Consider the following 14,065-nt stretch of genomic DNA (forward strand, 5'->3'; position numbering starts at 1 on the left):
CGCCCCGCCCCGCCCCGCCCCGCCCCGCCCCGCCCCGCCCCGCCCCGCCCCGCCCCGCCCCGCCCCGGGATCTTGCACTTTCGGTCGCTGATTTGCCGGGGGTAGCCGGCTTTGTCGGGACAGCAGCTGCAAGATCGGCGGGGCGGAGGGCGGGCACGGCAGGACGCGAGCGGGGTGGGGCGCGAGCGGGGCGCGGGCAGGGCGCAGGTGCGGGTGGTTACGGGACCGGCACCAGTTCCGGGGCGGAGGCGGGTGGGTCGGTGGGCGCGGGCACCGGGCTGCGGCGCAGGAAACGCGGGGCCCACCAGTTGGCGTCGCCGAGCATGGTCATCAATGCCGGCAGCACCACGCCCCGGATGATGGTGGCATCCAGCAGGATCGCCGCCGCCAGGCCGATGCCGAGCTGCTTCATGTCGATCGTGCTCAGCGTGGCGAAGATCGAGAAGACCCCGACCATCACGATGGCCGCGCTGGTCACCACCCCGGCCGACGAGGTGATTCCGTACGACACGGCGTCGCGGTTGGGCAGCCCGGACCGGACGCCCTCGCGGATCCGACTGACCACGAAGACGTGGTAGTCCATCGAGAGGCCGAAGAGCACCACGAAGAGGAACAGCGGCAGCCAGGACACGATCGCGCCCATCGACGTGAAGCCGAGCAGCCCCTGCGCCCACTCACCCTGGAAGATCAGCACCAGCAGGCCGTACGCGGCACCGGCGGAGAGCAGGTTCAGCGCGATCGAGCTGGCCGCGATCACCACCGACCGGAAGGTGAACGCCATGACCAGGAACGTCAGCACCAGCACGAAGCCCATGACCAGCGGCAACTTGTCCCGGACGTGAGACGCGTAGTCCTCGCTGTCGGCCACGCCGCCGCCCACCGCGTACTCGATGCCGGGTATGCCGCGCAGCTCGGTCGGGACCAGGTCTCCGCGCAGCTTCTCCAACGACTGCACCGATCTGTCGTCCCGACTGGCGTAGGGGGTGGGGACGTCCAGCACCGCGACCCGCTGGTCGGCCGACACCTCGATCTTCGGGCCGTCCGCCTCGGCCGGGGCGAACAGCGGGTCGCCGGCCGCCCGGGTGGACAGGTCGGTGAGGGCGGCGCGCACCCGGTCGGCCTGGTCGGCGGGCGCCCGGACGGCCACCACGTGATTGGTGCCCGCGCTCGGGAAGGCGGCGGTGAGCCGGTCGTACGCCTGCATCGCCGGAGTCGTGCGGGGCAGGTCCTCCATGCCGGGGAACTTCAGCTTCATGCCGAGCGCCGGCGCGGCCAGCGCGAGCAGCAGCCCGACCGAGATGACAAGCGTCGCCACCGGCGCGCGCAGCGCGGGCCGGAGCACCGCGGGCCACAGCCGGGGCGCGCGGGGCCCACCGTGCCGGCCGGTACGCGGCGCGGTCAGTCGCCACAGCAGCGGCACCCGGGGCCGGTCCACCCAACGGCCGAGCCGGGCCAGCAGGGCGGGCAGGACGGTGAGCGAACCGGTCACCGCGACGGCGACCACGAGGATCGAGCCGATGGCGAGGGACGAGAAGACCACGTCGCCGGCGAGCAGCAGCCCGGCCATCGAGATGATCACCGCGAAGCCGGAGACCACCACGGCGTGCCCGGAGGTCTCCGCGGCGATCTCCACAGCGTCCAGACCGGACCGGCCCTTGGCGCGTTCCTCCCGCTCCCGGCGGATGTAGAACAGCGAGTAGTCGACCCCGACCGCCATGCCGATCAGCAGGATCACCGGTGCCGTGGTGTCGGTGGCCGGGACAAGGTGCGAGGCGAGGGTGGACAGACCCATCGCGGCGGCCACCGAGGAGAGTGCCAGCAGCACCGGCACGCTCGCCGCGATCAGCGCGCCGAACGCGATGATCAGGATTGCCAGGGTGACGGGCAGACTGAGCAGTTCGGCGCGCTTGAAGTCCTTGCCCAGGGTGTCGTCGAGGGCCTGACCGATGGACGGCCCGCCGACCTGCTCGACGCGCAGTCCGGGGTGCGCGGCCTGCACGGTGGCGGTGGCGTCCCGCAACGGTTGCACCCGCTCCGACGCCGTCTCCGGGTCACCCGACATGGTGATCGGCAGCAGCAACGCCGAGCCGTCCCGGGCGGCGACCGGCTGGCCCACCCCGGCCACCCCGGTGACCGTACGCAGCCGGGCCGCCGCGTCGTCGGCCGCCGCCTTCGCCGCCGCCTGGTCCAACGCGCCAACCCGGGAGGTGATGAGGACGTTGTCCACGGCCGGGTCGTCGAAGTCACCGGCGTCCACGATCAGGCTGGCCCGCCCCGCCTCGCCGATCGCCTGGTCAGCGCTGGTGGCCTCGTTGAGTCCGGCGGCGTTGCCGCCGACGAAGCACACCGCCACGAACACGGCCCACAGTGCGATCGCCCGCCACGGGTGCTCGGCGCTCCACCGCGCCAGCCGCACCGTCACCGGTCTTCTGCCCATCTCGGGTCCCCCTGTCACGTCAACCCCCTGTCGACGGTGCTGACGCTAGGTGCGTGACGAGGCGGTCACATCGGGGATCGACCCGGGCCCACCCTGGAACTACCGGACCGGGCGCGGGGTGCGTTCGTCGGTGGTCGGCCCGCGATCTGGACGTACCCCGGGGTTCTGCCCGGAGCGACCCGCCGTGACCCGCCGACGTCGCCCCGAGCCGGCTCCGGGTCATCCCCGAAGGGAACCCCGGGGCCGTGGCTGACAGTGCGGGCAGCTGTACGAGGAGCGGTTCATGAACGCCTCGCGGCGGATCGGCGCACCGCACCGGCGGCACGGCTCGCCCTCGCGGCCGTAGGCGTTCAGCGCCCGGTCGAAGTAGCCACTCTCGCCGTTGACGTTGACGTAGAGGGCGTCGAAGCTGGTGCCGCCCTCGCTGATCGCCTCGGCCAGCACGTCGCGGACGTGGCCGAGCAGGCGCTGCGCGGCCGGGCCGGTCAGCGCGTCGGTGGGTCGGCCGCCGTGCAGCTTGGCGCGCCAGAGCGCCTCGTCGGCGTAGATGTTGCCCACCCCGGAGATCAGGGTCTGGTCGAGCAGGGCCCGCTTCACCTCGGTGTGCCGACGGCGCAGCGCCGCGACGAACTCCGCATCGGAGAACTCCGGGTCCATCGGGTCGCGGGCGATGTGCGCGATCTCGTCGGGCAGCTCGGCGCCGCCCTCGCTCACCGAGAGCCCGCCGAACGTGCGCTGGTCGACGAAGCGCAGCTCCGGCCCGTCGTCGGCGAACCGGAACCGGACCCGCAGGTGGGTCTCGTCGGTGGTGCCGGACGGCTGGAGCAGCATCTGGCCGGACATCCCGAGGTGCCCGATGATGGCGTCGCCGCTGTCCAGTGGCAGCCACAGGTACTTGCCGCGACGGCGGGCGTCCAGCACCGTCCGGCCGGCGAGCACGTCGGCGAAGTGCACGTCACCGGGGACGTGCCGGCGGACCGCACGCGGGTGACGGACCTCGACCGAGACGATCCGACGGCCGACGACCCACTGGGCCAGACCCTGCCGGACGGTCTCCACCTCGGGCAGCTCAGGCACCCCGCGACCCCGTCTCGTGGCCGTCGCCGCCCCCGGCCGGCAGTGCCTGCGCCAGGTGGTCGGCCTGCTCGGCCTGGGCCGCCCGCTCGGCGCGCTCCAGCGGCCCGAACGGCACGTCGGAGTCCGCCGAGCCGCCCCGGTCGACCGGCTGGTCCTGGCGGCCGTCGCCGGCCCGCCCGTCCTGACCGTCGTCGCCGTTCTGGCCGTTCTGCTCGGCGAGCGTCCGCCAGGCGGCCTCGGCGGCCCGCTGCTCGGCCTCCTTCTTGCTGCGCCCCTCGGCGCCGCCGTACCGGTTGCCGGCCACCACCACCCAGGCGGTGAACGTCTTCAGGTGATCCGGGCCGGTGCCCTCGATCCGGTACTCCGGCACGCCGAGCCCGAGGGCCGCCGTCAGCTCCTGCAGGCTGGTCTTCCAGTCCAGGGCGGCGCCCCGGCCGGCCGACTCGGCCATCAGCGGGTCGAAGAGTCGGTGGATGACGATCCCCGTGGTGTCCAGGCCGTACTGGAGGTAGATCGCGCCGAGCAGCGCCTCCAGCGTGTCGGCGAGGATGCTCGCCTTGTCCCGGCCCCCGGTGGTCTCCTCACCCTTGCCGAGCAGCAGGTACGCGCCGAGCCCGTCCGGGCCCAGACCACGGGCCACGTCGGCGAGCGCCCGCATGTTGACCACGCTGGCCCGCAGCTTGGCCAGCTGCCCCTCGGGCAGATCCGGGTGGTTGTGGAAGAGCGCCGTGGTGATCACCACGCCGAGCACCGAGTCGCCGAGGAACTCCAGCCGCTCGTTGGTCGGCAGCCCGCCGTTCTCGTACGCGTACGACCGGTGGGTCAACGCGCGCTGGAGCAGCTCGGGTTCCAGGCTCACCCCGAAGGCGGCTTCCAGGTGACCGACGGACGCCCGCCGCCGCTTGTCGTTGCTCATGTGCGTACCTCGGTGTCGGTGGAGCAATCGGTGCGATCCGTCACGGCGTCGCGGTCGAGCAACGCGGTGACCAGATCGGTGGCGCGCCGCCGCCACAAATGGGCGGCGAGAGCTATGCCGGAGGCGACGTCGTCGGCGCGGGCGGACCCGTGGCAGACGACCACCGTCCCCGCGACGCCCAACAGGGCCGCCGCGCGGGGCGCGCCGCCCTGCGCAGGTGGGCCGCCTGCCATCGCGTACGCGCCCTCAATGGCCTTGAGCAGCACGTTACCGGTGAAGCCGTCGGTGACGACCACATCGGCGCGCGCGCCGAGGGCCACGTCGTACCCCTCGACGAGACCGACGTAGCGCGCCCCGCCGGGCAGCGGTTCGACGGCGAGCAGCGGGTCGGTGGCGCGGCGGACCCGGTCGCCCTTGCCGGCCTCGGTGCCGACCGAGAGCAGCCCGACCCGGGGCGCGGTGATCGAGTGGGCGACCGCCGCGTACGCGGCGCCGAGCACGGCGTGGCGGGCCAGGGTGGCGGGGCGGGGTTCGAGGGAGCCGCCGACGTCCAGCAGCACGACCGGCCCCGCCACGGCGGGCAGGGTGGCGGCCAGCGCGGGTTGGCGGATCTCCGGCGAGCGGCCGAGGCCGAGCACGGCCGCGGTGACTGTGGCACCTGTGGCGCCGGCGGAGACGACGGCGTCGGCGGTCCCGTCACGGACGGCGGTGACCGCGGCCCGGACGGTGCTCTCGGCGCGGGCGGCGCTGGGATGGTCGGCCATTCCGACGACATCGCGGACGGGCCGCACAGTGATCCGGGCGCGTTGCGCCGGATCGAGGGCAGCAATCAGCTCGTCGGCGACCTCGGTCGGACCGACGAGAAGCAGATGCAGGTCAGGGTCGGCGCGCATGGCCCGCAGAGCGCCGTCAACCACGACGGCGGGAGCGTCGTCCCCGCCGAGGAGGTCAACGGCGATCCGCGCGGCGCCCGGCTCCACCGGAACGCCGGCCGGATTGGGCCGGCCGGCGTCGGAGGGAGCCGGGGCACCGGGCGAATGCCAGGATGCGCGCGCCGCCCGACCTGGGGTCGGGGGCGTCACTCGGCGTCCAGGTCAGACCTCGAGAACCTGGCGGCCGTTGTAGGTGCCGCAGACGGAGCAGGCGGCGTGCGGCAGCTTCGGGGACTTGCACTGCGGGCACGCAACGGTCGCGACCACCGTCGCCTTCCAGTTCGCCCGGCGGGACCGGGTGTTGCTGCGCGACATCTTGCGCTTCGGGACGGCCACGGTTCTTACTCCTCTGTAACGGTCAGTTGCGACAGGCCCGCCCAACGCGGGTCGATCTGCTGGTGACTGTGGTCGGCCGGCAGATCGTCCCAGTGCGCCCCGCATTCGGGGCACAGTCCTGGGCAGTCCTCCCGGCAGAGCGGGTTGGTCGGCAGCGTGAGCACCAACGCGTCCCGCAGCGCCGGCTCCAGGTCGATCAGATCGCCCTGCATCCGGCCCACCTCGTCCTCGTCGGTCGTGGCGTCCGTGGTGCTGTCCTCGTACGCGTACAGCTCCTGGATCGTCACGCCCATCGAGTCGTTGATCTCGCGCAGGCAACGGCCGCACTCGCCCCGGACGGGACCGGTGATGGTCCCGGAGACGAGCACGCCCTCGGACACCGACTGCAACCTCAGATCGAGGTCGAGGTCCGCGCCCTCCGGCACGCCGATCAACTCCACACCGAGGTCCGCCGGTGCCGGCACGACCCGCCGGACCTCACGCAACGCGCCAGGGCGACGCGGGAGGTCCCTCGTGTCGAGGACCAACGGCGACCTGGGGTTGAGTGTCGATGGCGAGTGCTTGGGCATAGTTAGACTCCGGCCGGTGAGAGGCCGACAAAAAAGGTTACCTGGACGACCGCCGGACCGTCGAACCGGGGGCGACGCCCGCCTGAGAAGTCGGCTGGTGAGGTGCCGCTCAGAAGGGTAGCGGGCGTTCCGCCTCTTCCCCAGCGAAGGTGCCGATCTCCCGTAGTGCGTGCATCTTGTCCCGGCCGCGCTCTATCGAGGCCAGCGCCCGGGTGAGGAACTGCTCGAAGTTGGCGAGCGCGGTGTCGACGTAGTCGTCGACCTCCTCACGCAGGCGCTGCGCCTCGGCCCGGGCCTCGCCGATGATCCGGGCGCCCTCGTGCTCGGCCGACACGGTGATCTCGTTCACCGAGACCAGGCGGGCGTGTTCTGCCTCACCCTCGCTGATGATCCGGTCCGCCTCGCGCTTGCCGGCGTCCATGATCTTGTCGCGCTCCTCCAGGAGCGCGGCGGCGCGACGCAGGTCGGCGGGGAGATCGGCACGCATCTCATCGAGGGCAGCGATCATCTCACCCCGGTCGACCATGCAGTTGTTACGCGACATCGGGACGGAGCGGGCCTGCTCCAGGATGGCGATCAGTTCGTCGATGCGATCGAGCGGGTCCACCGGCTACCTCACTCCTGTCGTTCGTCGGCCGACCTCCATGATGCGGGCTACGGCCGTTCCCCGCGCCACCAATCATGTCGTGCCCGCCCCACCGCCGCCCCACTCACCCCAACCCGGCGAGTCGCGACATAGTCACCCCCGGCTCCCTACGCGCCTATCTTGCGCTTTCGGTCACGCCAGACCACACCTGAAAGGGCGATCCGGGAACCGCAGGTGCAAGATCGCGGGGGTGGCGGGGGTCAGGGGCGGGGGCCCAGGCGGGTTTGGAGGGCTTCGCGGACCGGGTCGGGGACGTGGGCGGAGATGTCGCCACCCCACTTGGCCACGTCCTTGACCAGGCTCGACGAGAGGAACGAGTAGAGCGGGTTGGTCGGCATGAAGAGCGTCTCGACACCGGCCAGACCGATGTTCATCTGAGCCATCTGCAACTCGTAGTCGAAGTCGCTGACCGCCCGCAGCCCTTTGATCAGCACACTGGCCTGCTGGGCCCGGCAGAAGTCCACCAGCAGCCCTCGGAACGACTCGACCCGCACGTTGCCGTACGACGAGGTCACCTCGCGGAGCATCTCGATGCGCTCCTCGACGGTGAACAGGCCACTCTTCGACTGATTCACCAGCACACCGACGATCACCTCATCGAAGAGCCGGCTGGCCCGCCCGATGATGTCGAGGTGTCCGTTGGTGACCGGGTCGAACGAACCGGGGCACACCGCTCGTCTCATGATCGGCGACCGTACCAAAGGGTGGTCTCGCCGTAACGGCGACTGCGCTCGGCGGTGATCCCGTCCACCCAGTCGAACTCCCTGGTCCGGCGGGACCGCTCCACCACCACCAGCGCGTCGGGCGCCAGCCAGCCCCCGTCGACCAGCGCGGCCAGCAGCGCGGTGATCTCCTCGTCCGGCACCGCGTACGGCGGGTCGGCGAAGACCACGTCGTACGGCTCGCCGTCCGGTCCGGCGGCCAGCACCGTCGCCACCTTGCCGGTGACCAGACGGGCCGCCGGGCCGGCGCGGAGGGCCGCCACGTTCTCCCGGATCACCCGGGCCGCCCGCGGATCGGACTCGACAAGCAAGACGTGCCGGGCACCCCGGGAGAGCGCCTCCAGCCCGACCGCGCCGGAGCCGGCGTACAGGTCGGCGAAGCGGGCGCCGTCGAGATCGACAGTGGCCTGGACGGCGCTGAACAGCGCCTCCCGGACCCGGTCCGAGGTGGGTCGAGTGCCGGCGCCGGGCGGCGCGGCGATCCGCCGGCCACCGAGCGTGCCGGCCACGATCCGGGTCACCGCTTCCTCCTGCTCATGCCCGCGACGCTACGCGATGCGGCGCGGACCCGGTCAGCACGGCGCGGATCCGAGGAGCCGGCCAGCCGGCGAAAACGCGGAGCACCTGAGCGCGGCATCCACCGTGGAGCCGCCATCGGGCGGACCGTCCCCAGTGACCGGACCGACACCTTCGGTCTATCAAAGATCACGAATTGAACACATTGCCGGATGGCAATGATCTGAACTCCCCTCATTAACCACCCATCAGTACAGTCTCCCCCTGTCCCCGCTTTCGCCGCGGGAACACCACCGCGTCGCGCGACGCCCCGGTGAGCAGGTGACTCCCCCGTCACGATGCCTCCCGGCCTCCCGCCACGCGATCCGTACCCCCTCACCAGGAGCAGGCGTGAACCCTCCCAAGTCTCCGTTCAGGCGCGTCGCGGCCATCGCCGCGGGCGCGCTGATCGGCCTCGCCGGCGTCGTGACGTTCGCCGCACCCGCCAGCGCCCACCACAGCGAGATCCAGGTCAAGGCCGACTGTGACACCGCCACCGGCGAGTGGGTGGCCACCTGGACCGTCAGGAGCTACGCCCCGGGCAACGTCAAGAACTACAAGTTCAGCGAGGTCTCGGCGAAGACGTACGTCGGCGACACCGCCAGCGACGCCACCATCGCCGGCATCGCCGTGACCGAGGGCAAGGTCTACCCGCACGCCGTCAGCGACGCGGTGACCGCCACCCAGCGCCTGGACGCGAAGACCACCAAGGCCACCCTGTCGGTGCGGGCCATGTGGGACAACGAGTTCGAGGACGACCAGCTGCGCTCGAAGTCGATCGAGTTCAGCGGGGTCTGCGCCGAGGAGCAGCCCCCGGTGCCGGCGACCCCCAAGCCGACCGCCAGCGTGGCCGCCGACTGTGACGGCGACGTCCTGGTGAAGCTCGAGAACGGCAAGGACGCCACCGCTCCGGCGAAGTTCACCATCACCGGTGCCGACGACTTCACCAAGACCGTCACCGTCAAGGTCGGCGAGAACGAGTCGGTCAAGGTGCCGGCCAAGAACGCCACCAGCATCAAGGTCGTCGCCGACGGCGTGGACAAGGCCCTCTTCGAGGGCACGCCCGCCGCCGCCGAGAACTGCGTCGAGCCCGGCGAGCCGGCCGGCAGCTACAAGTCGACCTGCACCGAGCTGATCTTCGACATCGCCAACCCGGCCGATGGTGAGACGATCACCATCACCTTCACCCCGAACAAGGGCAAGGCCCAGACGTTGACCGTCGAGCCCGGCAAGAGCGGCACCGTCACCTTCCCGGCGCAGGAGGGTCTGACCGTGACCCCGACCGCCGAGGGTCTTGACGACAGCAGCCCGATCGCCTGGGAGAAGCCGGCCGACTGCACCCCGGGTCAGGGTGGTGGCGACAAGGACGAGCCCGCCCTGCCGCTGACCGGTGCCGCCACCGGCGGCATCATCGCCGGCGCGGCGGTCCTGCTCGCCGCCGGTGTGGCGCTGTTCATGGTGGCCCGTCGTCGTCGGGTTCGCTTCACCGCCTGAGACAACCCGCTCTGACACCTGAGGGCGCGCCGACCACCCGGTCGGCGCGCCCTCAGCCATGTGACGGCCTGCGCGGTCAGCCCTTTTCCAGGTACTCCGCGCGGTCCTCGTCCACCAGTGCGGCCACCGAGGCGGCCAGCGCCGGACTGCGGGTCAGCTCCGGGTCGTCCTCGATCAGGGTGATCGCCTCGGCGCGGGCGTCGCGGATCAGGTCGGCGTCACGTCGCAGGGACAGCAACCGCAGGTGCGAGCGGTGCCCCGACTGGGTGGCACCCAGCACGTCGCCCTCACGGCGCTGCTCCAGATCCAGTTCGGCGAGCTTGAAACCGTCGCTGGTGGACGCCACCGCGTCCAGCCGCTCCCGCGCCGACGACCCCTCGGCCGCCTCGCTGACCAGCAGGCACAGCCCGGCGGCAGCGCCCCGGCCCACCCGGCCCCGCAGCTGGTGCAGCTGGGAAACACCGAACCGGTCGGCGTCCAGCACGATCATCACTGTCGCGTTCGGCACGTCCACGCCAACCTCGATCACTGTCGTCGCCACCAGCACGTCCAGGTCACCGGCCGCGAAGGACCGCATCACCGCGTCCTTCTCGTCGGCCGGCAGTCGACCGTGCAGCACCCCGATCCGCAGACCGTGCAGCGGCCCTTCGGCCAACAGCGGGGCCACCTCGGTGACCGCCAGCGGTGGCCGCCGGCCGTTGTCGTCCTCGGGTGGCGGTTCCTCGTCGCCGGTCGGCCCGTCACCGATCCGCGGACACACCACGTACGCCTGGTGGCCGGCGGTCACCTCCTCGCGCAGCCGACGCCAGGCCCGGTCCAGGTAGGCCGGCTTCTCGGCGGCCGGCACCACGTGGGAGGCGATCGGCGACCGCCCTCGGGGCAGCTGGGAGAGCGTGGAGACCTCCAGGTCGCCGTAGACGGTCATCGCCACAGTGCGCGGGATCGGGGTGGCCGTCATCACCAGCACGTGCGGCGGCTGGTCGGCCTTGGCCCGCAGGGCGTCGCGCTGCTCCACGCCGAAGCGGTGCTGCTCGTCGACCACCACCAGGCCGAGGTCGGCGAAGTCGACCCCCTCGTAGAGCAGGGCGTGGGTGCCGAGCACGATGCCGGCGGCGCCGCTGGCCACCTCACCGAGCGCCCGGCGGCGGGCTGCCGCGCCCAGTGAGCCGGTGACCAGCTCGACCCGGGTGGCGTGCTCGGCGGAGCCCAGCTCACCGGCCCGCCCGAGCGGCCCGAGCAGGTCGAGCATGCCGCGGTGGTGCTGGGCGGCCAGCACCTCGGTGGGCGCCAGCAGCGCGGCCTGCCCGCCCGCGTCGACCACCTGGAGCATCGCCCGCAGCGCCACCACCGTCTTGCCCGAGCCCACCTCGCCCTGCAACAGGCGGTGCATGGGGTGCGGGGTGGACAGGTCCGCCGCGATCTCCACGCCCACCTCCCGCTGACCGGCCGTCAGCTCGTACGGGAGTCGGGCGTCGAAGGCTTCCAGCAGCCCGCCCGGCCGCGCCGGGCGGGGCCGGGCCGGCCAGTCAGCCGCCCGGTGCTTGCGCTGCACCAGGGTCACCTGGACGGCGAAGGCCTCGTCCCACTTGAGTCGCCGGCGCGCCTGGTGCAGCGCCTCCTTGCTGGACGGCCGGTGGATCTCGGTCAGCGCGGCACCCAGCCCGACCAGCTTGCGGCTGGCCCGCACTCCGCTCGGCAGTGGATCGTCCGGCGGGGTGAAGGTGTCCAGTACGACGCGCACGCAGCGCGCGATCACCCAGGTCGGCACGGCCGCGGCGGCCGGGTAGACGGGGATCAGCGCCCCGGCGAACTCCTCGATGTCGTCGCTGACCGCCGCCTCGCCGTCGCCACCCTCGCCGAGCAGGACGTACTCCGGGCCGTTGAGCTGCCGTTTGCCCCGGAACTCGGTGACCTTCCCGGCGAACAGCCCCCACCGGCCCGGGCGCAGCTTCCGTTCGCGCCACGCCTGGTTGCCGAAGAAGGTCAACGTCAGCACCCCGCCGGAGCCGTCGCCGACGGTCACCTCCAGCAGGTTGCCCCGCCGCTGGCGCATCGGACGCACCGCGGTGCGCTGCACCTGGGCCAGCACTGTGACCTGCTCACCGACGTCGAGTGAGCGGATGTCGGTGTGCTCACCCCGCTCGTCGTAGCGACGCGGGAAGTGGTAGACCAGGTCACCCGCGGTGTGCAGGTCGAGGTGCGAGGCCAGCGCCTTGGCTGTCTTTTCCCCGACCAGCTTCTTCAGCGGAGTGTCCACCTTGGCTGGTTCGCTCATTCGATCCCTACCAGGAGCGGATAAAACGGCTGACCGCCCGGGTACGCGTGCACCTCGACGAACGGCCAGCGTCGCGCGACGTGCGCGCGGACGGCATCGGTGAGCCCGGCCGGAGCGTCCACCCCGGCCAGCAGGGTGACCATCTCGCCGCCACCACCGAGCATCCGGTCGACCACCGCGGCGCAGGTGTCGGTGAGGTCGGTGCCGATGAGGTGCACCTCCCCCTCCACCAGCGCCAGCACGTCACCGGGGCGGCACGGGCCGGCCACTGTCAACGCCTCCCGGCTGGCATGGCAGACCTCTGCGTAACGGCAGGCGCCGGCCGCCTCGGCCATCGCGATGACGTCGTCCTCGAAACGGCGGTCACCGTCGCGGACCGCGAGGGCGGCCAGCGCCTGCACCGGCGAGCGGGTCGGCACCACGCTGACCTTGATGCCGTACCGATGGGCCTCGCGGGCGGCCGCGCTCGCCACCGCCTCGGTGTTGGCGTCGTTGGGCAGCACCACCACCCGCGCCGCGCCGGTGCTGCGGACGGCGTCCAGCAACTCGCCGGTGGACGGGTTGCCCGGCACCACTGTGGCACCCTCCGCGGCGAACAGGTCGGCGATGCCGCCGCCGGTGGCCACCACCACCGCGGCCCGGCCGGCCACCGCCGGGCCGGAGGGCGACTCCGACTGGTCGGCGAAACGGGTCACCGATATCCGGTACGGGCGGCCGGCGGCGACACCGGCCTCGACCGCCGCGCCCACGTCGTTGACGTGCACGTGCACGTTCCAGGTGCCTTCCGGCTCACGCCCGTCGCCGACGACGACAAGTGAATCTCCCAACGCGTCGAGTGCCCGCCGCAACCCGGCGACCGCCTCGGCGCGGGCGTCGAGCAGGAACTGCACCTCGTAGGCGTACTCGTCGGAACCGGTCTCGCGGGCGACGGTGGCCGCCGGGCGGGCGGAGCGTGGGGTCGGCGCGGGCCGGGCCGCGTTCTCCCCGGTCAGCACCTCGACCAGGGCGTCGAGCAACACACAGAGCCCTCGGCCACCGGCGTCGACCACGCCCGCGCGGGCCAGCGCCGGCAGCTGCTCCGGGGTCCGGGCGAGCGCCTCGGCCGCCGCCCGGGCCGCGACGCCGGCCACCGCCGGCAGGTCGTCGCTGTCCGCGCCTTCGGCTGCGGCGGCGGCCGACGCGACCACTGTGAGCACTGTGCCCTCGACCGGCCGGGAGACCGCTGTGTACGCGGCGGTGGTGCCGGACCGCAGCGCGGCGGCCAACCCACGGCCGCGCACCGCCGGCACCTCGGCGGCCTGGTCGGCGAAACCCCGCAGGATCTGCGAGAGGATCACCCCGGAGTTGCCCCGCGCGCCGAGCAGCGCGCCCTGGGCCATCAGCCGCAGCGCGTGCCCGTGCGCTGTCGGCCCGCTGTCGGGGAGAGTGTCCAGATTCATGGCGAGGGCCTGCTGGGCCGAGGTGAGGGTGAGCACCAGGTTGGTGCCGGTGTCGCCGTCGGGCACCGGATAGACGTTGAGCTGGTCGATCTCGCCCTGGTGGCGCTTCAGTGCGGCCAACCCGCTCGCGCACCAGCGGCGGACCGCGGCGGCGTCGAGGGTGTCCAGCACGGGCAGAAGCCTACTGGCGCGCACCGACACCCGTCGGACTCGTCCGGCGTGTCCTCCGCGCCCCGGGCCGGCGCTGGCCGCGACGGGGACCACCCGCTCCGGTACCCTTGCCGCCGGGCCGGCCCACCGTCGGGCGGACAGGCCCACGACCAGGCGTGAGCCGGGGCACGGGCGAGCGCCGGACCGGGCCGGTTGGCCGGGTCGGCGAGTCATCGGGTAACCTGACCAGGTTGCCCGGGCAGCACCTGCCGGCGACCTCATGAACGTATCAATCCCAGGAGTATCCCGTGGCTAGCGTGTGCGACGTCTGTGGCAAGGGACCGGGCTTCGGCCACAACGTGTCCCACTCGCACCGGCGGACCAACCGCCGCTGGAACCCGAACATCCAGTCGGTGCGTACCCCGGCCGGTGGCGGCAACACCAAGAAGTTGCAGGTCTGCACCTCGTGCATCAAGGCCGGCAAGGTCACCCGCGCCTGACGCGGTAGCACCCACCT

At 72.5% G+C, this 14,065-nt stretch carries 13 protein-coding genes; 2 read left to right on the forward strand and 11 right to left on the reverse strand.

Features of this window, described 5'->3' with window-relative positions:
• Positions 1–217: 217 nt before the first annotated feature.
• From ABZU74_RS03875 to rsmD, 9 genes are all read right to left on the reverse strand, one after another.
• Entirely contained in the window at positions 218–2,437 is a 2,220-nt protein-coding gene (locus ABZU74_RS03875; protein WP_355418257.1) for an MMPL family transporter, read from the reverse strand.
• 219 nt (positions 2,438–2,656) lie between these two features.
• On the reverse strand, positions 2,657–3,514 hold the full coding sequence (mutM, locus tag ABZU74_RS03880) for a bifunctional DNA-formamidopyrimidine glycosylase/DNA-(apurinic or apyrimidinic site) lyase (protein ID WP_355418259.1): 858 nt from the start codon (positions 3,512–3,514) through the stop codon (positions 2,657–2,659).
• A complete protein-coding gene (rnc, locus tag ABZU74_RS03885) occupies positions 3,507–4,430 on the reverse strand; it encodes a ribonuclease III (RefSeq protein ID WP_355418261.1) in 924 nt (307 codons plus the stop codon). Before rnc ends, mutM begins: the two co-directional genes overlap by 8 nt.
• Positions 4,427–5,410, reverse strand: coding sequence for a phosphate acyltransferase PlsX (locus ABZU74_RS03890; protein ID WP_355418262.1), 984 nt, complete (start codon positions 5,408–5,410; stop codon positions 4,427–4,429). The genes rnc and ABZU74_RS03890 overlap by 4 nt, the downstream gene beginning before the upstream one ends.
• Positions 5,411–5,524: 114 nt before the next feature.
• Entirely contained in the window at positions 5,525–5,698 is a 174-nt protein-coding gene (rpmF, locus tag ABZU74_RS03895; protein WP_030335284.1) for a 50S ribosomal protein L32, read from the reverse strand.
• Between the two features lie 5 nt (positions 5,699–5,703).
• Positions 5,704–6,267, reverse strand: a complete 564-nt coding sequence (locus ABZU74_RS03900) for a YceD family protein (RefSeq protein WP_091393061.1) — start codon at positions 6,265–6,267, stop codon at positions 5,704–5,706.
• Positions 6,268–6,376: 109 nt separating this feature from the next.
• Complete coding sequence (locus ABZU74_RS03905; RefSeq protein ID WP_355418264.1) at positions 6,377–6,874, reverse strand: hypothetical protein; 498 nt, start codon at positions 6,872–6,874, stop codon at positions 6,377–6,379.
• Positions 6,875–7,113: 239 nt separating this feature from the next.
• A complete protein-coding gene (gene coaD, locus ABZU74_RS03910) occupies positions 7,114–7,596 on the reverse strand; it encodes a pantetheine-phosphate adenylyltransferase (RefSeq protein WP_334510137.1) in 483 nt (160 codons plus the stop codon).
• Complete coding sequence (gene rsmD, locus ABZU74_RS03915; RefSeq protein ID WP_355418266.1) at positions 7,593–8,156, reverse strand: 16S rRNA (guanine(966)-N(2))-methyltransferase RsmD; 564 nt, start codon at positions 8,154–8,156, stop codon at positions 7,593–7,595. The genes coaD and rsmD overlap by 4 nt, the downstream gene beginning before the upstream one ends.
• Before the next feature lie 385 nt (positions 8,157–8,541).
• Here rsmD and ABZU74_RS03920 point away from each other — a divergent pair, with 385 nt between their 5' ends.
• A complete protein-coding gene (locus tag ABZU74_RS03920) occupies positions 8,542–9,684 on the forward strand; it encodes an LPXTG cell wall anchor domain-containing protein (protein ID WP_355418268.1) in 1,143 nt (380 codons plus the stop codon).
• Positions 9,685–9,760: 76 nt separating this feature from the next.
• Here the strand turns inward: ABZU74_RS03920 and recG are convergent, their stop codons facing one another.
• Positions 9,761–11,959 (reverse strand): ATP-dependent DNA helicase RecG, encoded by a 2,199-nt coding sequence (recG, locus tag ABZU74_RS03925; protein ID WP_355418270.1) that lies wholly within the window; start codon positions 11,957–11,959, stop codon positions 9,761–9,763.
• Positions 11,956–13,569, reverse strand: a complete 1,614-nt coding sequence (locus tag ABZU74_RS03930) for a DAK2 domain-containing protein (protein WP_355418272.1) — start codon at positions 13,567–13,569, stop codon at positions 11,956–11,958. The genes recG and ABZU74_RS03930 overlap by 4 nt, the downstream gene beginning before the upstream one ends.
• A gap of 287 nt (positions 13,570–13,856) precedes the next feature.
• On the opposite strand from ABZU74_RS03930, the gene rpmB reads away from it, so the two are divergent.
• Positions 13,857–14,048 carry a 50S ribosomal protein L28 gene (gene rpmB, locus ABZU74_RS03935; RefSeq protein WP_007456456.1) on the forward strand — a complete coding sequence of 64 codons (192 nt, stop codon included), beginning with the start codon at positions 13,857–13,859 and terminating at the stop codon, positions 14,046–14,048.
• Positions 14,049–14,065: the final 17 nt, after the last annotated feature.

This window comes from Micromonospora sp. NPDC005171, from assembly GCF_040608575.1.
Taxonomy (GTDB): Bacteria; Actinomycetota; Actinomycetes; order Mycobacteriales; family Micromonosporaceae; genus Micromonospora.